The sequence below is a fragment of the Desulfobacterium sp. N47 genome, assembly GCF_051233685.1.
Classification (GTDB): domain Bacteria; phylum Desulfobacterota; class Desulfobacteria; order Desulfobacterales; family RPRI01; genus RPRI01.
This window is the reverse complement of the sequence record NZ_JBAMMY010000101.1, coordinates 1-21,139: the sequence shown is the minus strand read 5'-3', so window position 1 is coordinate 21,139 and position 21,139 is coordinate 1. Positions and strand designations below refer to the sequence as shown.

Sequence of the window (21,139 nt, the reverse complement as noted above, 5' to 3'; positions counted from 1 at the left end):
ATTCACATTTCTTATACCAGATAAAGCAGCATTGATTTTTTTGAAATTTATAAGACAGCTTAGGCTTTCGGATGGGCATAATTTAAAATAATCCGCTTGAAATATAAGAACAAATAACGACACAACAGGAATTTGGTGAAAAAAAGATATGACATCATTACAAATGGGCCATTTTAAACTCATCAAGTGGGAATGAAGAATATAGTAAACTATATCAGTTTAATAAATAATTACTTGGATTAACAGGAACACCATTAAGGTGAACTTCATAATGGACATGAGGACCTGTGCTTCGCCCGGTGTTGCCGATACGGGCAATAATTTCGCCTCTTTTTACAAAACTGCCCGGACTCTTCAATACCTTGCTAGTATGCCCATAGTAGGTTAGTATTCCATGACCATGATTAATCACTATTGCATTGCCTAACCCACCGATATAACCGGTTTCAGATACGATACCGTTAGCTGTTGCAACAATAGGTGTACCTTCAGGAGCAGCAATATCAACCCCTTTGTGAAATTCCCTTGAACCTGTAAAGGGTGAGGTACGATAACCGAATGTAGATGTTATGCTGCCGAATGCCGGGCGAATTGAAGGAGATATGGCAAGCAGATTCCGTTGTTCCTCAAAAAAAGATAATATCGATTTGAAACCTTCTTTTTGTCTGTTTGCAGCAAAATTAATACCTGCGACTTGATCATGCATTTCCCGCATCAGGCTGTTATGCCTTTCAGTAAGAGCTATTGTTGTATCTATGGCATCAGGGTTAGAACCACCGATACCAAAAAAGCGTTTGTTTTTTTTATTTTTAATTTTGGCCGCCGCTCTTATTTTTTTTTCAAAATTATGCAAGTCGGTAAGTGTTGATTTAATGCTTTTAATCTCATTGGCAAAAAACTGTATCTGTTTACGCTGGTTAAGCAATTCATCTTCCTGTACTGAAACCTTGTCCTGAAGATAGGTATTATCAAAGGAAGCTTTCTTTAACGTGATGTAATCGTAAATCAAATAACCCATTAAACTTGTTAATAATACAAGAATAAAGCAAGCGGAACGGACTAACTTACCGGAAGCGGTTATATGTTTTATCGTTGAACCAGCATTATTTAATAATAATAAGGAAATTTCTTTTTTTTTCATACCAAACAAACCCTTATATTAATGATTGTGTCAGTAACTTGATAGCCGGGATATAAATAGTTTTTTTTATTGTTTAAGCAGGTGCAGTTGACTTAGAAATCAACTACATTGCTACATAACCAGCAGAATTTACTTAACAACGTATGTTTTTTATCATAACGTCAAAAACCTGTCAAGTTATTTATAGCTTCCTTAAATCCTATCCAGATCGGAATCATCTGCATATGCACCTGAAAAAAGCTGCTATTCCAATCATGACTATAGACGATTTGATATTTTACTTTTGATGCAAGTTCCAAACAAAATTATAGTTTTATTATCTTTTATCTGCATTTTGTGGTTTAATCTTTAATCCTTTTTTTTATTTTTTGTTTGCACTTTATATGTTTTTATTCCCTGATATCAGAATGAATTTTTTCATTAAAACAAATTTCCTGGCATACTGCTTGTTATAATTTAAAATATTTTATCAGGATCACTTTGCAATATTCAGATATCCTAAGGTATTATAAAATATAATATTTCAACCAAAGGAAACTAATATCTTTTGGGAAATCTTAATTTTCACATCCGGATGAGGGGTTGCTGCATATTTGTAAATCACAGTATTATTAACCATGGAGGTAACAATGACTGCATTTGCCGGAATAACTGTTTTCGATGGGGTTTTCGAAGATAAATTAATGCCTGCAACAAAGGAAATGCTTGCCTGTGCCCGAAAGTTAGCTGAAGTATTTAACGAGAAAGTCAATTGCATTCTTTTTGGCGAAGGCCTGAACGAAACGCCAAAAGAAGCCGTTGCATTTGGTGCGGATACCGTTTTTGTGGCAGAACATCCTCTGCTTAAAGACTATAATCCGGATGTGTATTGTATTGCCCTTGATCAAATAACCAGACAAACTGCACCAAGGTGCATAATTTTAGGTCAGACCTCAATAGGAGCAGACATTGCACCCCGCATGGCATTTAAACTTGGATTTGATCTGATTACAGATTGTATTAAGATTAATTTTAATAAAGAAACCGAATCGTTTCTTGCCGTTCATCCTGTTTATGGCGGCAAAATCCATGCTGTATTTGCTTCTCTGAATTCACAGCTTATAGCAACCTTAAGACAAAAATCAATCGAGCCTCTTGAAAGAGATGACAGCAGGAAGGGAGAGATTATTCCTGTTAAGGTTGATATTGATCCTGCGTTGATCAGAATAAAAGTAGTTGAAAAAATAAAGGAAGAAACTGAAGGAATAAGATTGGAGAGCGCCCCTGTTGTTGTCAGCGGCGGCAGGGGTATAGGCAGCAAGGAAAACTTCAAACATTTGAAAGAACTTGCAGGAATATTGAACGGAGCTGTTGGCGGCTCACGACCTGCCTCAGATAACGGCTGGGTGCCTGCAACATCAAAGGTAGGGCTTACCGGAAAGATTGTAGCTCCAAATATTTATATAGCCATTGGAATATCAGGCTCATCCCAGCATCTGGCCGGATGCATAGGTTCAAAGAACATAGTTGCTATTAACAATGATCCCGCAGCAAATATATTCAGAGTATCCCGATACGGTGTTGTAGGAGACTGGAAAGAAGTCCTGCCGGGCTTTACTGAAAAACTCCGGGAATTGACTGCGTCATAGCAGCAAAAAGCCTTTTATAATCATCAGGCAGGATATACCTTATACTTAAGCTATTGTATTCAGGTATAAATATCAGGCTGCCCAAAAAGAAGCTTTTCGGCATTTAATCCGCAGATTTTCTCGGTATCTTCTTTTTCAAGACCTGAGATTTCAAGCTCTGAAAAATATCTTGAGGGGTTTATCAGAGGATAATCACTTCCAAACAAAATTTTATCAATGCCGGCAAGTTCTTTTGCCTTGAGGTAAATCCGGGAGTCGTAAAGAAAGGGCGATGCTGCGGTATCGAAATATACGTTTTTCATTGCTTCTTTTACTTCTTTTTTCAAAAGATTAAAGAAAAATATCCCTCCTCCCCAGTGGGCAAGTACTATTTTATTATCCGGGAATTTTTTTATAAGATTGTATATCTGTAAAAGAGTATTTGGAGTTTTGCCGGGGTATTTATGCCCTACTGGCTCATTTGTATGGATTAATACAGGTACATTTCTTGTTCTGCAGATATCCATAACAGGACTTAACTGTTGCAAAGTTTTTTCATCAATTCCCGATTCGTAAAAAGCAAGCTCGCCGATTCCGCAAAGACCGTCTGTCAAGCATCTTTCGGCCTCCTTTTCAGCCTTAATATTAAATGGATCAAAACAGGCAAACCCGATCAGACGATCAGGATATTTTAGAACCGATTCAACTATATAATCATTATTTAATGTAAAAACTTCATCATTTTTCCAGGGAAAGCCAAAAACAACAGTCTTATCAACCCCGTTTTTATCCATTGCTTCAATAAGTGTTTCAGCACCAACCAGCCTGGATTTCGGGGAATCATACAAAAGTTTAAAAGCAGGTTCCGATTGAAAATATTTTTCTCTGTTTCCTGAAATCTTTACCGGAAATATATGTGCATGAAAATCAATAACCACCTTTAAGACTCCTTCATAGAATACAGGACAGCGAAAATCACACAGCAAGGTTTGCTGTCCGCATTCATTTTTATTACCAATTCATAAACTTATCAGCTATCTTTCCCGTGAATCTTTCGCCTGAACCCTGACCCCGATCCCTGACCAATACAAATTAATCCGACCGAAGAAAGAGTTATGTGAAAGGACTCACTTTTGATATTGACTGAATAAACTAATCATATATATATATTCAACAATATGTGACAAAGGAGGTCAATATGTATTTTGATAAACCGGGTAAAATAAATACTGACAATACTCTTAATCTTGCCTTTGAACGCGGAAACGCTCTGGGAATAAAAGAGGTTGTCGTTGCTTCATCTAAAGGAGAAACCGCAAAAAAGGCTCTTGAGATTTTTGAGGGATTTAAAGTTGTCGTGGTTACATCTCACAGCGGATTTCTGGAACCTTTTAAACGTGTTATGCCTGATTCTGCAAAAAAACATCTTGAAGAAAGAGGAGCCGTTGTTATCTCGGCAACGCATGCGCTGTCAGGAGTTGAGAGATCTATTGCAAAAAAGTTCAGCGGTCTTTATCCCACCCTGCTGATTGCCGAAACATTGAGGCTGTTCGGTCAGGGTGTAAAAGTGGCTGTTGAAGTTTCGATCATGGCTGCCGATGCAGGTGCACTGTCAGGAAGCGATGTAATTGCCATAGGCGGAACAAGCAAAGGAGCTGATTCGGCGCTTGTATTAACACCTGCTAATCAATCTGATTTATTCAACATGCGGATTCGTGAAATTATCTGCAAACCAAGAACATTTTAGCAATGTTTTTTATAGCCGGGATATCTCCGAAAACCATAGTAGCAGATGAACACAAGAAATTATGCCCCGTATGCGGTCTGGCAAGAGCATACTACAGACGCATTGACCATTATTTCACTCTGTTTTTTATTCCGCTGTTTCGTGTGAAAAAAGGCGAAGAATTTTTAATGTGTGAAAAATGTGAGCAGGAAATAAAGGAGTTCGGATCCGAAAACGACTCCTTTCTATATGATAAAATTGTAACATGCAACAATTGTGGCAAAAAATTACACTCAGATTTCATATTTTGCCCATACTGCGGAAAGCCGAAAAAATAACTGAGGAGATTATTATGTCTAAAAAATGGGTTTACATGTTTGATAAACTTGACCTTGCCGAAGAATATGTCGGAGGAAACTGGGAAGATGTTCGCGGATTGCTCGGAGGAAAAGGTGCAAATGTTGCTGAAATGATACGCATAGGCGTTCCTGTTCCACCCGGTTTTACGGTAACAACCGAAGCATGTAACGCGTACCTGGAAGAAGGCGGGGCTTTCCCTGATGATATGTGGAAGCAGGAAAAAGAGGCTCTCAAGGAGATAGAAAATGCAACGGGGAAAATATTTGGGGACACCCACAATCCTTTATTTGTTTCCTGCCGGTCGGGTGCAAAATTTTCAATGCCCGGAATGATGGATACCGTATTAAACATCGGTCTAAATGATGAAACTGCAAAAGGTTTTGCCAAACAAATAGGTGATGAGCGTTTTGTATATGACTCATATCGCCGGTTTGTACAAATGTTTGGAAGCGTCGTAATGGGAATCCCTGATGAAAAATTCGAAGACATTATTACCCGTGCACGCACAGTTTCAAAAGTTAAAACCGATGCTGAACTTTCCGCAGATGTTTGGAAAAAAGTAACCGGAGAATTTAAAGAGATCTTCCGACGGCATGCAAAAAGAGAATTCCCCACCGATGTTTATGAACAATTGAGTCTTGCGACAGAAGCAGTTTTCAAAAGCTGGAACGGAAAACGCGCCATTGATTACCGCAATGCAGCCGGTATCGCAAACGATCTTGGAACAGCAGTTACTATTATGGCTATGGTTTTCGGCAATATGGGAAATGACAGCGCAACCGGTGTTGCCATGACCCGTAATGGTTCAACCGGAGAAAACAAGCTTGAAGGAGATTATCTTGTAAATGCTCAGGGAGAAGATGTCGTAGCAGGAATTCGCCTCACCAAAGATCTCTCGGAATTAAAAGTGGAAATGCCGGCTGCTTACGATGAATTTGCAAAAGTGGCCGCACAGCTTGAAAAACACTACCGCGATATGCAGGATGTGGAATTTACCATTGAAAAAAGCAAACTCTGGATGCTTCAGACAAGAGACGGAAAACGAACCGCCCAGGCTTCAGTGCGTATCGCAGTTGACATGGCCGAAGAAGGTCTTATCACACGCGAAGAAGCGGTTCTCAGAGTAAGTCCCGAGCAGGTGGATTTCTTTCTCCATCCCCAGTTTGACCGTAAAACAATTGAAGCTGCCAAAGCAGAAGGCCGATTACTGGCGACCGGACTTAATGTTTCTCCTGGCGCAGCTGTGGGTGTTGTGGCCTTTGATGCAGATCGTGCTGAAACATGGGCAAGAGAAGAAGGTAAAGAGGTTATAATGGTTCGCCCCGAAACCCGGCCTGATGATGTTCACGGAATGCTTGCTGCAAAGGGCATTCTGACCACCCGCGGAGGGAGAACAAGTCACGCCGCGCTTGTTGCGCGCCAGTTTGGAAAGCCTGCCGTTGTCGGTGTGTCTTCTCTTACGGTAGATCTCACCAGACGGCGGATGACTGTTAAAAATACCATAATTCATGAAGGTGACTGGATATCGATTGATGGAACAAGCGGAGAAGTTTATATTGATAAATTAGCTACAACCATTCCGGATATAAAAGATCCCTGGCTGATAAAGCTTCTTTCATGGGCGGATGAATTCAGACGGCTTCAGGTCTGGGCGAATGCCGATTACCCCCGTGATGCAAAAAGAGCCCGTGACTACGGAGCTCAAGGTATAGGGCTTTGCCGTTCCGAGCATATGTTCTTTGAATCCGAACGCCTTCCTTATATTCAGAAAATGATTATGACTGATTTATCGATTGAAAGGCGTGAGGCCATATATGCAATACTGCCTTTTCAGCGGGATGATTTTGCCGATCTGTTTCGAATCATGGATGATCTTCCGGTTATATTAAGATTGCTTGATCCGCCTTTGCATGAATTTTTACCTAATAATATTGAGCTGATGCGTGATCTTTCGGATCTGAAAATCAGGATACAGAAAGCTGCAAACCTTGATGAAATCAATGAGCTTCTCCAGAAAATCAGAACAAAGGAAAATATTCTTAAACGGGTGGAGAGTCTGCATGAGTATAATCCAATGCTTGGAATGAGAGGAGTTCGTCTTGGAATCCGTATTCCCGATCTAACTAAAATGCAGGTCAGGGCGATTTTCGAAGCAGCATGCATTGTAACCAAGGAGGGTGTTAAGGTTCATCCTAAGGTTATGATACCTCTAACAAGCCATGTTAATGAGCTCAAGGTGCAGCGTGCAACGCTGGAAGCTGAGGCTATTACGGTTATGGAAGAACAGGATATGCAGATTGAATACCAGTTCGGAACCATGATTGAGCTTCCGCGCGCAGCTCTTACCGCCGATCATATCGCAGAATATGCATCTTTCTTTTCTTTCGGAACAAACGATTTAACACAGACAACTTACGGCATTTCAAGAGACGACGCCGAATCAGGATTTTTAGTTGAATACCTTGGCTCCGGTATTTTGCCGGACAATCCTTTTGCCACCATCGACAGGGATGGAGTTGGCGAGCTGATGAGAATTGCAATAAAGAAAGGGCGTTCAGTGAAACCGGATATGGAATGCGGTATTTGCGGCGAGCACGGAGGAGATCCGAAATCCATTATGATCTGCCATGAACTCGGGCTTACCTATGTTTCATGTTCGCCTTTCAGGGTTCCGGTCGCAAGGCTTGCCGCCGCCCACGCAGCTCTTCTTGAAAAGAAAAAAGATAAATAGCTTTATGTTAAATTTAGCAACATTGCTGGAAAGCAGCGCCAGGAAACGGCCCAATCACATAGCTGTTATTTATAATGAAATAAAATTATCTTATGCCACAGTTATTAATGAAGCAGCCAATAAAGTTGCCAGTGGCCTGGTTGATCTGGGTATTCAGCCGGGAGACAAAATCGCTCTTAGCTGTTTGAATTTGCCGTATTTTCCAATTGTGTATTACGGAATTCTTAAAGCCGGAGCAGTTGTTGTCCCCTTAAATGTTCTGCTCAAGCCCAGGGAGATAGCTTATCACCTGAAGTCTTCCGATGCAAAAGCGTATTTTTGTTTTGAAGGAACTAAAAATTTGCCAATGGGAAAAACCGGCTGGGAAGGCTTTAATGAAACGGCCACTTGTGATCATTTCATTATTATGACGGCTGACCCGGCTGCACCTTCTCCCATTGATGGAGCCGATACATCAGGAAAGCTGATACACAATAAGCCGCCTGTGTTTCCCACAGTGCAGACCAATTCGTCGGATGATACCGCTGTTATCATGTTTACCAGCGGTACTACAGGCCAACCGAAAGGAGCCGAACTCACCCATCTGAATATGGTTTTTAATGCCCGCTTAAGCGACACAATGTACGAAACTCATCCCGATGACGTGCACCTGATCACCTTGCCTCTTTTCCACTCTTTCGGGCAGTCTTTGCAAATGAATGCCGTATTTTATAACGGCGCAACGATCACATTGCTTCCCCGTTTTAATCCCGATGCGGCTTTTAGCATTATGCAGCGCGACAATGTGACTTTTTTTGCCGGAGTTCCTACCATGTACTGGGCATTGCTCAACCATCCGGAAGCCGAAAAGTACAATCTTGATAAAATATATAAGACCCTGCGGTATTCGGTATCGGGTGGATCACCCATGTCACTGGAAGTCATGAAAGCATTTAATGAAAAATTTCATATAAAAATCCTTGAAGGATACGGCTTGTCGGAAACAAGCCCGGCCGCTTCCTTCAACCGGATTAATCGTGAAAGCAAGGCAGGTTCAGTCGGTCTTCCCGTTTGGGGCGTACAAATCAGGATTGTAAGCGAAAAAGATGAGGATGTGCCGCAAGGAGAGCTTGGCGAGTTAATCATTCAGGGCCACAATGTGATGAAGGGTTACTACAAGAAACCTTCTGAAACTAAAGAAGCATTTAAAAACGGGTGGTTCCATACCGGTGATATCGGCCGTTTCGATGAAGACGGCTATATTTATATCGTTGACCGGGTTAAGGACATCATCATTCGAGGCGGTTTTAATGTCTATCCACGGGAAATTGAAGAAATACTGTTATCCCATCCTGATATCAGCATAGCCGCCGTCATCGGAGTTCCCGATGACCGTTACGGCGAAGAAATCAAAGCCTTTGTTGTCAGAAAAAAGGGGGCTGAATCTACAGAAGAAAAAATCAGGCTATGGGCCAGAGAAAACATGGCGGCTTATAAATATCCCCGGCAAATCGACTTTCGCGACACATTGCCCATGAGCGCCACAGGGAAAATATTAAAAAAAGAATTAAAGCAGAAACATTAGCAGGGACCAATTGCAAAACTCCCAGGTCTGTCATTCCTGCAATGTTTTTGAGCGGAAATCCGGTTTATAACTATCTTAAATCATGGATGTCCGACAAAAGCCTTCGGGCATGATAAGATAATTTACAATTATCTCAGAGGCTTAAAATTAATCGGTAAAAAGTTGCGGAAACTATCGATGCAGATTATTACGACACATAAAAACACTGATTTTGATGCTCTTGCTTCCATGATTGCTGCAAAGGTTTTATATCCTGAAGCTGTCTGTGTACTTCCGAAAACGGTCAATCCCAATGTTAAGGCTTTTCTTTCTATCCATAAAGACATTTTTGATATGCGCTCATCCGGTGATATAGATTTTGATAAGGTCAAAAGTCTGATTGTTGTTGATACAAACAACTGGAAACGTCTTGACCGGATGGAGTCTCTTTCGTCAAGAAAAGACCTTGAGATTATATTATGGGACCATCATAAAGCCGACGGAGATATCAAAGCAGCCTGGAGCTGTCAGGAAGAAGCCGGATCAAACATAACTCTTATGGCGCGCAGACTGAAAAAAGAAAAAAAGAAAATATCTGCCATACAGGCAACCCTGTTTCTGATAGGGCTTTACGAAGATACAGGAAATCTCAGCTTTGCTTCCACAACAGCAGAAGATGCTTATACAGCCGGCTTTCTGCTTGAAAAAAAGGCGGACTTAAATATTGTAGGCTCTTTTCTGCGCCAGGCATATGGAGAAAAACAAAAAAATATTTTATTTGAGATGCTGCAGTCTGCAAAAAGATCCAAAATTAACGGCTATACTATCAGTATTAATAAGCTGAATATTGAAGGGCATGTAAACAGTCTTGCCGTGGTTGTAGGCATGTACAGAGAAATTTTAAATGTTGATGCCACATTCGGAATATTTACAAATAAAGAAAAAGACAGGTGTATGGTTATCGCCCGCTGCAATGCTGAAGGTCTGGATGTAGGTTCAATTATGCGCAGCATGGGAGGAGGCGGGCATCCCGGTGCGGCTTCCGCAATGTTAAAATCGGTTAATCCCGATGCCGTTGAGAAATGGATAAGGGAACTTATAGGAGGAAATCAGCAGGCATCGGTACAGATAAGTGATTTAATGTCTTTTCCGGTTTTTACTGTGGAACCCGATACATCAATGGAAAAGGTCGCCGCTATATTAAAGGAAAAGGGCTGTACAGGACTTCCTGTGGTTAAAGATGAAAAACTTGTAGGAGTCATTTCACGCAGAGATTTTATTAAAATAAAAAGAACGTCTCAGCTACAATCTCCTGTGAAGGCATTTATGAGCACAAATACCACAACAATCGCTCCGGGAAAAAGTCCTGTTCAGGCTGCCAAACTCATGGCAAAGCATGATATAGGTCGGCTTCCTGTAGTCGAAAACGGACGAATAATAGGCATTATTACGCGTTCGGATACAATGCTCTATTTTTACGACATGATGCCGGATTGAATTCTAAACAGTGCCTGTCCCGTTTATTAAAAACCATAACAGAAATGGTTCTGTAATTTTCGCTATTTTACAACCTTACCCGGACTATTTAACACATTTATTCAGCCAAGTTTATCTGTGTTCATAAAAAGAATTTTTATACAATTGACAGATACAATGTAATTTATGTATTGATAAAATAGCTGAATATAATATAAAAAGATTATCATGAAAGGGTATTTATTATCCCCTGATGATTAATTATTTTAACTTTTTATTTATGCAAAATTAATTTTAAATATTACAAGGAGATAACAATGTCAGGTCTGAACAAAGCGATGCTTATAGGTCGCCTGGGCAAAGATCCGGAGATTCGCTATACAACGGCTGGAGTTGCAATTGCTAATTTTTCTATTGCAACATCTGATGAATGGAAAGACAAAGATAGCGGCGAAAAAAAAGAACGTACAGAATGGCATAAGATAGTGGCTTTTGCGAAACTGGGTGAAATATGTGGTGAATATCTGTCTAAAGGCAAGCAAGTATATGTTGAAGGCCGGATTCAGACAAGAGCGTGGGATGACAAAGATGGGAATAAAAAATATACAACTGAAATAGTAGCTTCTGATGTGCAATTTCTTGATAAAAAAGATTCAGGGGATTCGGGCAAAAGGAACTTTAACAATAATGATTCTACATATCGTGAGACTCCCGGACCGGTTCATCATGATGCCAAAGATGATGATATACCCTTTTGATTTATTTTTGATAAATATCAGTACATCCAGTATATAACGAAAAGATATACTTAGTTTTATATTATAAATATGCTTGATGATGTTTTATTGGTTGCGGCAACTTATTGGACCTTAGATATCTGACTAAGCAAGGCAGACATTATATGAGTTGTTGTTTATTGTGGTTTAATGAGAAATTTTACAATATATAAGACTATCAGGATTTTTTATCCTCATCGATTTTATCATGTTCTTTTTTTTCAGATTCGGAAGTTGCGGTTTTAAAGTTTTTGATAGCTTTCCCCAGCCCCGCTCCTATTTCAGGAAGTTTGCCTGCTCCAAAAATAATAAGGACGATAACCAGTATTATTATAAGTTCTTGCATTCCAATTCCAAACATTGACTCCTCCAGATAGTTCTTAGTAGTTAACGGCTTCGTAAAAAGTTTTTCTGCTTAAGTTACGCTTGTTCTTTCATCTTAACGAACTCAACCAGTTGATGGAACGCAAACCATCCACAAACTTTATTATAGGCTTAATAGTTGGGCCTTAAGTGCTTTTAGTTTAAGCCTTTTGCATAGTCCTATTATAAATACCACCCACCTTTGTGAGTGTCAATCTATAAACTAAGTCCTGCGTTCAATATTGATATATCATTATTTTATATAGTTATTTCGCGATGGTAAGACAAATCAAAAGTATTCGGGACAGTGCTTGGTGAGTTTATCAGAATTGTTTTATTTCTGAGCAGTCTAATAATTAAATTTATTAAAACCAACCGCGAATATTAGAAATCGGTAAAAATCTGGGGTAAGGCCGGAAACGGTAATTTAGTAAAATACCATAAATGCACACCACGGAATTTAATAAAATTTCATGCAGGATGACAGTGTTTTTGTGTTAAATAGAAACAAAGGTTCTTTTTTCCCATTGCAACAGGTTGGCTTTTTTGGGTTTTCAATGAATACGGCATTGTATTTTTTAAAAATCTTGACACTTATATTTTCGAAATGATAAAAAAAGCAATATTTTAATTGCATATTAAGTGCAATTCAATCCTTGCTCCGGTTAAATCGGGGCTTTAAATCCAGAAGGAGGTTTTATGAGAAGGTACGAAACAACCGTTATTATCGATCCCGATATTCCCCCTGAAAACCGGGCCCCCCTTTTAGAAAAAATTAATGAAATTATATCTCAAAAGGACGGATTTCTTGTTAAGCTCAATGAATGGGGAACCCAAAAGCTTGCTTACGAAATTTCGAAAAAAACCCGCGGACATTACGTCCATCTTGACTTTTGCGGGACAGGTTTGCTTGTAAGCGAGATGGAGCGTTTCTTCCGTATTGACGATCGTGTTCTTAAGTTCATGACCATACTGCTTGAGAAAAATGTAGATATCGAAAAGATAAAAGCAAAAATTGCTGAATTGGAAGCCGAAGCTGCTTCATCCGCTCAAATGAACAAATCGGAAAAAACTGACCCGATTTCCGAAGAAAATGAAACGGAACCGGAAGATGCAATAACAGAAAACGATAGCAGCGAAAAGGAGTAAGAAATGGCTTATGATAATCAGGCTCGAGGACAGATAGATACGGATAAAAAGAAAAAAAGAGTATTTCACAGGCGTAAAGTATGCCGTTTTTGCGCAGATTCAACTCTTATAATAGACTACAAGGATTATAAATCACTCAGATATTTTACCACTGAAAGGGGGAAGATTATTCCAAGGCGAATTTCTGGCACATGTGCAAAACACCAGAGAGTATTAACACATGCCATAAAACGTGCAAGAACTATAGCTCTTCTGCCATACGTCGGAACTTTGGATTTTTAGCGATAGTATATTTATCGGATTTAAGGCTGTTTGAGCGGAGGCTGTGATAGTGGCGTATGCCGAAGGAGAAATATTTAAAGACACGTTGAGAGGAATTTGCATATCAAGTCTTTTATGTATAGCGTGTCTATATGTTCCGGTCATAGGTTTTTTGTGCGCTCTGCTCATTCCCTTATCCGTGCTGTTTTATAGCTCTAAGATAGGCAGAAGGTCAGGCCTGATAGTATCCGGCACAACTGTTTTTGTACTTATATGCATCTTACGCAATGTATCAATCGATATTGTTTTTTTTGCCGAACTCCTGTTTTTGGGATTCATACTGAGCGAATTATTTCATTTTGAATTACCAATAGAAAAAACAATCGGTTATGCATCTTTTTGCATCTTAGCTACAGTGACTGTCAGTCTGATTATATATGGCAACATCCAAGGAACCGGAATTTATGCTATAATTTCCGAGTATGTTGCAATAAATCTGAAGCAATCTATTGAGATCTATAAACAAATGGGTATGCCTGAAGAAAACATACGAATGCTTTCGGATTACATGGAGCAAATTCAGTATGTTCTTATAAGGATAATTCCTTCGTTGGTAATTGTCTCAACTCTGCTTTTAAGTTGGGTAACTCTGTTGATTGCAAAACTTTTGTTTGCCAGAAAAAAACTTTTTTATCCTGATTTCGGTACACTGAATTTGTGGAAAGCACCTGAGCATCTTGTCTGGCTTGTAATAGCATCGTTTCTGATGCTTTTGATTCCGGACAAAACCATTAGAATTTTCGGGATAAATATATTGCTTGTTATGATGCCGGTATATTTTTTCCAGGGTCTTGCCGTTGTCTCTTTTTATTTTGATAAAAAGCGGTTGCCTAGGGGACTCAGGATTTTATTGTACAGCATAATTGCGTTCCAATATCTTGCTGCTGTATTTATTGCGGGTCTTGGTTTTTTTGATATATGGCTTAATATAAGAAAAACCGAATACCCCCAAAAAAGTTGACGGCCCTTAAACAGATTGAAACCGGGTATTATCCAAAGGTCACATATAATATTTTTAAATTTGCCGGCTTAATCGTGCTGTTCTTCTAACAGCATAAAAAGCCTGCTTTATATTTGGAGGTTAATTAATGAAAGTAATATTGAAAGAAACTGTCGAATCTCTTGGTGTTATCGGTACTATTGTTAATGTTGCAGAAGGATATGCACGCAACTATCTTTTGCCTCAGAAAAAGGCTGTTTTGAACACTCAGCATAATCTTCAATTGCTTGAACGTGAAAAAGCCAAAATAGAAATTTTGATAGCAAAAGAAAAAGGGCTTGCAGAAGAAACAGCGAAAAAATTAAACGGAGTAGTCTGCAAGATAACAGCAAAGGTTAGCGAGGAAAACCGCCTTTATGGATCGGTTACGGCAAGAGAAATCGTTGATTGTCTGGCAGCACAAAATTTGATTGTGGAAAAAAATATGGTACTACTCGTTGAACCCATAAAAACATTGGGCACATTTACTGTACCAGTTCGCGTATACAAGGGCATCAAACCGGAAATAACGGTTGAAGTTGTGCCTGAATAGCCATAAAGATTAAATTATTATTCCATAATATTCAATGACAAGGACAAAACCACAAGGCGCAAGAGAAACATCTTTGCTTAAAGTGCCCCCTCAGAGTATTGAGGCCGAGGAATCTCTGTTAAGCGCTATTTTGATCGATAACAGCACATTACTTGATATTATAGAAATCCTCTCTCCTGATGATTTCTATAAGTCTGTCCATCAGATAATTTATTCAGCTGTCCTGGAGCTTTTTAGCAAAAGCGAACCGGTTGATCTTGTTACATTATCCAATGCTTTAAAAGAACAGGGCAAAATTGAACAAATTGGTGGTGCAACATATTTAGCTAAGCTTTTAGATATTCCTCTTGCAACAAATGCAGTTCATTATGCTAAAATTGTATATGATAAAGCATGCCTTAGAAGACTTATCGAAAAAGCGAACGATATTGTCAGAAAGTGTTTTGAAGACAGCGGTAATCTCGATGAGATACTTGATTATTCCCAAAGCTCAATCTTTGATATATCTGAAAAGAAAATAAAGCAGGCTTTTTACCCTTTAAAGGAAATCATCAATGTCAATATTGATGCTCTTGAAGAAAGACAGGGAAAAAGATCCCTTGTTACCGGAGTCGAAACAGGTTTTACAGATCTTGATAAGCTGACTTCAGGCTTTCAGAAATCAGACCTTATAATCATTGCCGCACGTCCGGCTATGGGCAAGACAGCATTTGCTCTAAATATAGCAAGAAATGCAGCCGTTAAATCCAATACTCCTGTTGCTATTTTTTCTCTTGAAATGTCTAAGGAACAATTATCCTTAAGAATGCTTTGTTCGGAAGCAAAAGTTGACTCAATGCGTGTGAGAAGCGGCTTTCTCAGTACGGAAGACTGGAAAAACCTTACGGATGCAGCAGGAATATTATCCGAACAGCCAATATTTATTGATGATTCTCCGGCTATATCAGTTATGGAAATAAGGGCTAAAGCCCGCAGACTTAAAATGAACAAAGGGCTTGGACTTCTTATCATAGATTATCTCCAGCTTATGAGGGGATCGCTTCCTGCTGAACGCAGAGACCTTGAAATCGCCGATATATCAAGATCTTTAAAAGCGCTTGCAAAAGAGCTTAACATTCCGGTTATTGCCCTGTCCCAGTTAAACAGAAAGCTTGAGGATAGAGCGGATAAAAGGCCACAGCTTGCCGATTTAAGAGAGTCAGGGGCTCTTGAGCAGGATGCGGACGTGGTAGCATTTATATACAGAGATGAAGTATATAATAAGAACGAAGATAATCCCCATAGGAATACTGCGGAAGTATTACTCGAAAAACAAAGAAACGGGCCGATAGGCAAAGTCACCTTGACTTTTATGGGTGCATTTACGTTATTTAAAGACATGGCCATAGACAGATACAACATCATAGAAAATCAACCGTGAAACCGGAGAAATCCAAATGCTGAAAACCATCCGAAAGTACATAATCATTGGTATTCTGGCTTATTGTGTTTATTTTCTTTTGAGTAACCATATAATTTTTAACGGCACCAAGTTTTATCATATCCCAAAAAGCCAGCTGGTTTTTACATATACATTTTATGAACTCAAAGATAAAAAACCGGAAACTATTATGGCAATAGATGATCTTAGATATGACGGCATCGGGGATCTTCTGGTAGAACTTGGAATAATTGATGAAAAAGAAAAAGAAAGACTTGAAGCCAAATACGATGCCCAGGAATATGAATAATAAATTCAGGAGAGCCACTTTCAAAACGTTTCAGTTTGGTCAAGGTCAAGGCGGGCGATAATTTTAACCACAGGAATACATTTAGTATTTTAAAGATAGCGGCTTCACTGCGTGCAAAATTTGAGTCCAACGCAAAAGATCGGCCTGAATAGGATGTTTTGAAACAGGCTCAGGAGAAAATTAATATAAATGGCTGAAGCTAAGATTACTTTAAATGATGACGGCACATTAAATGTTCCCGATTTTCCGGTTATTCCATTTATTGAAGGTGATGGTACAGGACCTGATATCTGGAAGGCATCAAGTCTGGTGTTTGATAAAGCTGTGGCAAGTGCATATAAAGGCTCAAGAGAAATAAAATGGCTGGAAATACTTGCCGGCGAAAAGGCGTTTGCCAAAACAGGTAAATGGCTTCCGGAAGAAACCGTAAAGGCTATAAGAGAACATATTGTCGCCATAAAAGGTCCCATGACAACTCCTGTTGGCAAAGGCATAAGAAGCATTAATGTCTCTTTAAGGCAAAAGCTTGATCTTTATTCATGCATACGTCCCGTTAAATATATTGATTCCGTTCCCAGCCCGATGAAAAATCCTGAAAAAGTCGATATGGTTATTTTCAGGGAAAATACCGAAGACTTATATGCAGGTATAGAATGGGAAGAAGGAAGTGTTGGTGCTGCCAAGCTTCTTGAATTTCTTGCTAAGGACATGGGAATTTTTCTTCCCGAAGATACAGGTATCGGAATTAAACCGATCAGCGAAAAAAACAGCAAACGCCTTGTGGCAAAGGCCATAGCCCATGCAATTTCGAACGGGCTTTCAAGTGTAACCCTGATGCACAAGGGTAACATTATGAAATTTACGGAAGGTGCTTTTGCTAAATGGGGTTACGAAGTTGCAAAGGATAAATTCGGGGAAAAAACAATATCCGAACATGAACTTTTTGATAATTACAACGGTATAAGACCCGAGGGGAAAATAATAATAAAAGACCGAATTGCAGATATGCTTTTTCAGCAGGTTCTGTTGCGGCCTGAAGAATATGATGTTATTGCTGCCCCAAACTTAAACGGAGACTATATTTCCGATGCTCTTGCCGCCCAGGTTGGAGGGCTCGGCATGGCTCCAGGTGCAAATATAGGAGATTATTGCGCTCTATTTGAAGCAACTCACGGTACGGCACCAAAGTATGCCGGTAAAGATATGGTAAATCCGAGTTCTCTTATTCTTTCCGGTGCTATGATGCTTGATTATATAAAATGGGAAGAAGCAGCCGAACTGATAAGGCTGGGTTTGCAGGCAACCATCAAAGACAAAATTGTTACCTATGACCTTGCGCGCCAGATGGAAGGCGCTAAAGAAGTAAAATGTTCACAGTTTGCTGCTGCTATAATCGAGAGAATAGGTAAGATTTAAATGCTTTTTATCCGCCTTGCGGAGATATTTAAAAAAGCGGTTTTCCCTTCAAAGTGTATTGTATGTGGTTCTTTTTTTCATGTTTTTTCTGAAAATGATCCTGTACATCAAAAAAACTATTCCGATAAAAAATATGAGATTGAAAACATCACTTTTGAAAGAGTAATGTCTCCCTTTCTATGTTCCTCCTGCCTTGTTGATTATTTACCTGTTGAATCCCCCTTCTGTTCTTCATGCGGAATTGTTTTTAAAAGCCGTGAGGGAACAGATCATATCTGCCAGAAATGCATTGAACACCCTAAGCGTTTCGGAAAAGCCCGCTCTGTATTTCTTTACAGCAAGTCGGTTATGGAAGTAATTCATTCTTTTAAATACAAGGGAAAACTTCAGCTTGCAGATCCTCTTGAGCTGCTTCTTTTTTCCGTTCTGATCCGTTACTGGGGTTTAAATGATTTTGACCTTGTCGTACCTGTTCCTCTGCATCCAAAGCGTTTCAGATCAAGAGGTTTTAATCAGGCATATATTCTTGTAAAAAATTTTAAAAAATTGGCTGAATTGATCACGGCAGCGCCAGCAGGTTTTGACATAGGAAGAGATATCCTTCAGAGAACAAAATGGACTCAGCCGCAAACCGGGCTGGGACGGGAAGAAAGGATAAAAAATATCAAAGGGGCTTTTACAGTTAATAAACATTGTAAAGTAAAAAAAACGAGAATCCTTTTGATAGATGATGTATATACCACCGGCGCTACAGCTGATGAATGCGCAAAAGCTCTATTTGAAGCAGGTGTGCAAAGTGTTGATGTCCTTACCATTGCAGGAGCGATCTGATCTATAAAATCAGCATTGATCATAATCAACTCCATTTTTTAATTTAAACGCCCTTTCTTCACCTACAGGAAACCCATACAGCCCCGAAATAATTTACTCTCACGAAGCCGTTTATCGTATCCGCCTGTAAAAACTATATTCTAAAATTTGGGGGCGTCATCGAAGCCCTTTAACAAATTTTCTGCGGTTAGAATACGTACCCATACCCAATTACAACCAGGCAATCAGAATAATATTATGGCAAACGCTATAAAACTGCAGGAATTTAAAGTGCACTTTGGATTCCAGAGAATACAGACTTATCAAAGGTTCTAAGGCCAGTAGATATCCTGTGGGTCTGTTGAAATATCTGAAACAATCAGTTTCTATGTTTAGCTTTGCTTGCAATCATGAATATTAGAAACTTAAGTACGATTTATTCTGCTTCATATTTCCATATAGTTTTAATTTATTTGCAATAAGTTAACTCCTCAAAATAACCGGATAAAACGTTTGACAATAGGTTGATGGCAGGTATATTGTAATCACGTTTGTTTTGGTTTATCTGGGCGTAAATGCCAATGGCCGGAAAATGGAATATTTATCCATTTGGACTTTACGAATTGCCCCGACGGTCCGGCGAAGCGCATCTATACAGGTTCAACCATCCTTTGGCAGAAGCCATTGTTGCCCGAGCCAAAGATCGCCAAACCCTGTCGGCTGAAATCCACTTCGACTATGGCCTGCACGATGGCAAAGTATCGATCCTGGAACCTTTCATCGGGCAATCCGCGGTTGGCTTAATGCCTGGTTCTATACCGTCGAGTCCCTTGATCAGGCTGAGGACTACCTTATCCTCGCAGCGGTCACTGATGATGAACGTCACATGGACGATAAAGCAGCAGCCAGATTGCTCAGTCTGCCCGGTAATTTAATAAAAACTTTAAACGGCGGAAAGATCAACGGCGGCTTGGATACGACTTTAGAGCAGCGCCAGACGGCTATTCAAAAAGAGATATCCGAACGCAACGCCCGCTTTTTCGAAGCCGAAGCCGACAAGCTGGATGGCTGGGCGGATGATCTCAAAATCGGTCTGGAGCGTGAAATAAAAGAACTGGACCGGCAGATTAAAGAAGCCCGTCGTGCCGCTACTGCCGCACTTACATTGGAGGAAAATCTGGCAGGCCAGAAACAGATCAAAGCTTTAGAAGCGCAGCGCAATCAGAAACGACGTTCCCTTTTCGATGCCCAGGATGAAGTTGATCGCCAGCGGGATGATTTGATTGCGATGATTGAAGGAAAGCTGCAGCAGCGAACAGAAATCGTTCAGCTATTTGAGATTCGATTGAATTTAAGGTAATTTTAATGAAACGAGTAGATTTCTAACGTAAATCATGATAAAAAAAATCCGAAGCTAATCTAAAAAGAAACCACCGTTATTGAACAGTTAACCTTCCAAGAAGTAAAAATGGATATTGAACAAGTTTGATAATATAATTACACCAATTATATTTGTCATTATAACTTAAATTTGGATATCGTCAGTTTTGGAATTTTTCGATATTGAGAGAAAACTATTCAATATATTGTTATGTTTAAAAAATATTTGGAGAATGAAAATGCAAACAGTTACTATATCAATAAAGAATAAAGAGATAAGGGATAAGATAATATGGTTCTTAAAACACTTAGAAAGTGAAGGCGTTGAGATAATGTCGCAGGAAGATATTGAAGATTTAAAACTTTTGGCAGTAACAAGAGGGGAAGAAAGTATCCTGTTTTCTGAGTATTTAAAAAATGAAGATTAATATCAGACAAAGCGCCATAAAAGATTTAAAAAAGATTGTTGGAACTGATAAAAAGCGTATTCACGATAAGATTCTGGAACTGGAAAATTTTCCTAATGTCAGCAATCTGAAAAGATTAACAAATTTTGAACCTGCCTATAGAGCAAGAGTCGGGGATTATAGAATTTTATTCGATGTTGGTAAAGACACGATTGAAATTGGTCGGGTTCTGCATCGTAAAGATAGCTATAAAAAAACATAACAAAATCGTTGCACCAGATCGCTATCGCTCTCCGGTAAACTCATTGTTACGAACTGATATGAACTGAGGGGGACACATGAGCCAGTGGATAGATCGAATACTTAACCACTCTGTTTGGCAGCATATGACGGCACTGGGGCCTGCCATTGATCGAGCTATAGCGCGAGAAGACGTTGATCCGCCGAGTATTGACGGATTGGAGCGCGTCCGAGTGGTCCTGACATTCACTGGAAAAAGACTGGCGGGTGCAGACCCGCAGCTAATTCAACCCACGGTAAATTTGTTCTAAATATAAGCTTCAATTATTTAGAACCACTGGTTGAAATCTTTTCGTCATTTTCAGATAATCGAAGACAGCTCTTACGTTAAATGATAATCGTCTCATTTTTTGAGACACGGTTTGTTTGGC

Annotated in this window: 21 protein-coding genes; 18 read left to right on the top strand and 3 right to left on the bottom strand. The window is 39.5% G+C overall.

Annotated features, from left to right (window positions below; genetic code table 11):
* Positions 1–214 precede the first annotated feature (214 nt).
* Positions 215–1,141 carry a M23 family metallopeptidase gene (locus VXK47_RS06390; RefSeq protein ID WP_435547939.1) on the bottom strand — a complete coding sequence of 309 codons (927 nt, stop codon included), beginning with the start codon at positions 1,139–1,141 and terminating at the stop codon, positions 215–217.
* Between the two features lie 629 nt (positions 1,142–1,770).
* Between VXK47_RS06390 and VXK47_RS06385 the strand changes: the two genes are divergently transcribed.
* Positions 1,771–2,769 (top strand): electron transfer flavoprotein subunit alpha/FixB family protein, encoded by a 999-nt coding sequence (locus VXK47_RS06385; RefSeq protein WP_435547938.1) that lies wholly within the window; start codon positions 1,771–1,773, stop codon positions 2,767–2,769.
* 59 nt (positions 2,770–2,828) lie between these two features.
* Here the strand turns inward: VXK47_RS06385 and VXK47_RS06380 are convergent, their stop codons facing one another.
* Positions 2,829–3,686, bottom strand: coding sequence for an amidohydrolase family protein (locus VXK47_RS06380; protein ID WP_435547937.1), 858 nt, complete (start codon positions 3,684–3,686; stop codon positions 2,829–2,831).
* Positions 3,687–3,946: 260 nt separating this feature from the next.
* Between VXK47_RS06380 and VXK47_RS06375 the strand changes: the two genes are divergently transcribed.
* The 6 genes from VXK47_RS06375 (at position 3,947) to VXK47_RS06350 (ending at position 11,342) form a co-directional block, all read left to right on the top strand.
* Entirely contained in the window at positions 3,947–4,495 is a 549-nt protein-coding gene (locus VXK47_RS06375; RefSeq protein WP_435547936.1) for a pyruvate kinase alpha/beta domain-containing protein, read from the top strand.
* A 2-nt stretch (positions 4,496–4,497) separates the two neighbouring features.
* A complete protein-coding gene (locus VXK47_RS06370) occupies positions 4,498–4,812 on the top strand; it encodes a zinc ribbon domain-containing protein (RefSeq protein WP_435547935.1) in 315 nt (104 codons plus the stop codon).
* Between the two features lie 14 nt (positions 4,813–4,826).
* Positions 4,827–7,565, top strand: a complete 2,739-nt coding sequence (gene ppdK / locus VXK47_RS06365; protein ID WP_435547934.1) for a pyruvate, phosphate dikinase — start codon at positions 4,827–4,829, stop codon at positions 7,563–7,565.
* A gap of 4 nt (positions 7,566–7,569) precedes the next feature.
* Entirely contained in the window at positions 7,570–9,129 is a 1,560-nt protein-coding gene (locus VXK47_RS06360; RefSeq protein ID WP_435547933.1) for a long-chain-fatty-acid--CoA ligase, read from the top strand.
* A 177-nt stretch (positions 9,130–9,306) separates the two neighbouring features.
* Positions 9,307–10,605 (top strand): CBS domain-containing protein, encoded by a 1,299-nt coding sequence (locus VXK47_RS06355; protein WP_435547932.1) that lies wholly within the window; start codon positions 9,307–9,309, stop codon positions 10,603–10,605.
* 296 nt (positions 10,606–10,901) lie between these two features.
* Positions 10,902–11,342: a single-stranded DNA-binding protein gene (locus tag VXK47_RS06350; RefSeq protein WP_435547931.1), complete on the top strand. Its 441-nt coding sequence runs from the start codon at positions 10,902–10,904 to the stop codon at positions 11,340–11,342.
* A 196-nt stretch (positions 11,343–11,538) separates the two neighbouring features.
* Here the strand turns inward: VXK47_RS06350 and tatA are convergent, their stop codons facing one another.
* Positions 11,539–11,721, bottom strand: coding sequence for a twin-arginine translocase TatA/TatE family subunit (tatA, locus tag VXK47_RS06345; RefSeq protein ID WP_435547930.1), 183 nt, complete (start codon positions 11,719–11,721; stop codon positions 11,539–11,541).
* Positions 11,722–12,422: 701 nt separating this feature from the next.
* Here tatA and rpsF point away from each other — a divergent pair.
* The 11 genes from rpsF to VXK47_RS06290 all read left to right on the top strand — a co-directional run bounded on the left by rpsF (position 12,423) and on the right by VXK47_RS06290 (position 20,730).
* Positions 12,423–12,872 carry a 30S ribosomal protein S6 gene (rpsF, locus tag VXK47_RS06340; protein ID WP_435547929.1) on the top strand — a complete coding sequence of 150 codons (450 nt, stop codon included), beginning with the start codon at positions 12,423–12,425 and terminating at the stop codon, positions 12,870–12,872.
* A gap of 3 nt (positions 12,873–12,875) precedes the next feature.
* The gene (gene rpsR / locus VXK47_RS06335; protein WP_435547928.1) at positions 12,876–13,154 is read left to right on the top strand and encodes a 30S ribosomal protein S18; all 279 of its coding nucleotides are present in this window, start codon (positions 12,876–12,878) and stop codon (positions 13,152–13,154) included.
* Between the two features lie 49 nt (positions 13,155–13,203).
* On the top strand, positions 13,204–14,154 hold the full coding sequence (locus VXK47_RS06330) for a YybS family protein (RefSeq protein ID WP_435547927.1): 951 nt from the start codon (positions 13,204–13,206) through the stop codon (positions 14,152–14,154).
* A gap of 127 nt (positions 14,155–14,281) precedes the next feature.
* Positions 14,282–14,725 carry a bL9 family ribosomal protein gene (gene rplI, locus VXK47_RS06325; protein WP_435547926.1) on the top strand — a complete coding sequence of 148 codons (444 nt, stop codon included), beginning with the start codon at positions 14,282–14,284 and terminating at the stop codon, positions 14,723–14,725.
* 34 nt (positions 14,726–14,759) lie between these two features.
* A complete protein-coding gene (gene dnaB, locus VXK47_RS06320; protein WP_435547925.1) occupies positions 14,760–16,145 on the top strand; it encodes a replicative DNA helicase in 1,386 nt (461 codons plus the stop codon).
* A 16-nt stretch (positions 16,146–16,161) separates the two neighbouring features.
* Entirely contained in the window at positions 16,162–16,455 is a 294-nt protein-coding gene (locus VXK47_RS06315; RefSeq protein ID WP_435547924.1) for a hypothetical protein, read from the top strand.
* Positions 16,456–16,644: 189 nt separating this feature from the next.
* Entirely contained in the window at positions 16,645–17,871 is a 1,227-nt protein-coding gene (icd, locus tag VXK47_RS06310) for an NADP-dependent isocitrate dehydrogenase (RefSeq protein WP_435547923.1), read from the top strand.
* Positions 17,872–18,702 (top strand): ComF family protein, encoded by an 831-nt coding sequence (locus VXK47_RS06305; protein WP_435547922.1) that lies wholly within the window; start codon positions 17,872–17,874, stop codon positions 18,700–18,702.
* An 865-nt stretch (positions 18,703–19,567) separates the two neighbouring features.
* Positions 19,568–20,041 (top strand): hypothetical protein, encoded by a 474-nt coding sequence (locus VXK47_RS06300; RefSeq protein ID WP_435547921.1) that lies wholly within the window; start codon positions 19,568–19,570, stop codon positions 20,039–20,041.
* Positions 20,042–20,300: 259 nt separating this feature from the next.
* On the top strand, positions 20,301–20,489 hold the full coding sequence (locus VXK47_RS06295; RefSeq protein ID WP_435547920.1) for a hypothetical protein: 189 nt from the start codon (positions 20,301–20,303) through the stop codon (positions 20,487–20,489).
* Positions 20,479–20,730 carry a type II toxin-antitoxin system RelE family toxin gene (locus VXK47_RS06290; RefSeq protein ID WP_435547919.1) on the top strand — a complete coding sequence of 84 codons (252 nt, stop codon included), beginning with the start codon at positions 20,479–20,481 and terminating at the stop codon, positions 20,728–20,730. The genes VXK47_RS06295 and VXK47_RS06290 overlap by 11 nt, the downstream gene beginning before the upstream one ends.
* Positions 20,731–21,139: the final 409 nt, after the last annotated feature.

Coding starts and splice junctions, on each gene's coding strand:
- VXK47_RS06390 (WP_435547939.1), bottom strand. CDS start 1,141: ATGAAAAAAAAAGAAATTTCCTTATTATTATTAAATAATGCTGGTTCA.
- VXK47_RS06385 (WP_435547938.1), top strand. CDS start 1,771: ATGACTGCATTTGCCGGAATAACTGTTTTCGATGGGGTTTTCGAAGAT.
- VXK47_RS06375 (WP_435547936.1), top strand. CDS start 3,947: ATGTATTTTGATAAACCGGGTAAAATAAATACTGACAATACTCTTAAT.
- VXK47_RS06370 (WP_435547935.1), top strand. CDS start 4,498: ATGTTTTTTATAGCCGGGATATCTCCGAAAACCATAGTAGCAGATGAA.
- ppdK (WP_435547934.1), top strand. CDS start 4,827: ATGTCTAAAAAATGGGTTTACATGTTTGATAAACTTGACCTTGCCGAA.
- VXK47_RS06360 (WP_435547933.1), top strand. CDS start 7,570: ATGTTAAATTTAGCAACATTGCTGGAAAGCAGCGCCAGGAAACGGCCC.
- VXK47_RS06355 (WP_435547932.1), top strand. CDS start 9,307: ATGCAGATTATTACGACACATAAAAACACTGATTTTGATGCTCTTGCT.
- VXK47_RS06350 (WP_435547931.1), top strand. CDS start 10,902: ATGTCAGGTCTGAACAAAGCGATGCTTATAGGTCGCCTGGGCAAAGAT.
- tatA (WP_435547930.1), bottom strand. CDS start 11,721: ATGTTTGGAATTGGAATGCAAGAACTTATAATAATACTGGTTATCGTC.
- rpsF (WP_435547929.1), top strand. CDS start 12,423: ATGAGAAGGTACGAAACAACCGTTATTATCGATCCCGATATTCCCCCT.
- rpsR (WP_435547928.1), top strand. CDS start 12,876: ATGGCTTATGATAATCAGGCTCGAGGACAGATAGATACGGATAAAAAG.
- rplI (WP_435547926.1), top strand. CDS start 14,282: ATGAAAGTAATATTGAAAGAAACTGTCGAATCTCTTGGTGTTATCGGT.
- dnaB (WP_435547925.1), top strand. CDS start 14,760: ATGACAAGGACAAAACCACAAGGCGCAAGAGAAACATCTTTGCTTAAA.
- VXK47_RS06315 (WP_435547924.1), top strand. CDS start 16,162: ATGCTGAAAACCATCCGAAAGTACATAATCATTGGTATTCTGGCTTAT.
- icd (WP_435547923.1), top strand. CDS start 16,645: ATGGCTGAAGCTAAGATTACTTTAAATGATGACGGCACATTAAATGTT.
- VXK47_RS06305 (WP_435547922.1), top strand. CDS start 17,872: ATGCTTTTTATCCGCCTTGCGGAGATATTTAAAAAAGCGGTTTTCCCT.
- VXK47_RS06300 (WP_435547921.1), top strand. CDS start 19,568: ATGGACGATAAAGCAGCAGCCAGATTGCTCAGTCTGCCCGGTAATTTA.
- VXK47_RS06295 (WP_435547920.1), top strand. CDS start 20,301: ATGCAAACAGTTACTATATCAATAAAGAATAAAGAGATAAGGGATAAG.
- VXK47_RS06290 (WP_435547919.1), top strand. CDS start 20,479: ATGAAGATTAATATCAGACAAAGCGCCATAAAAGATTTAAAAAAGATT.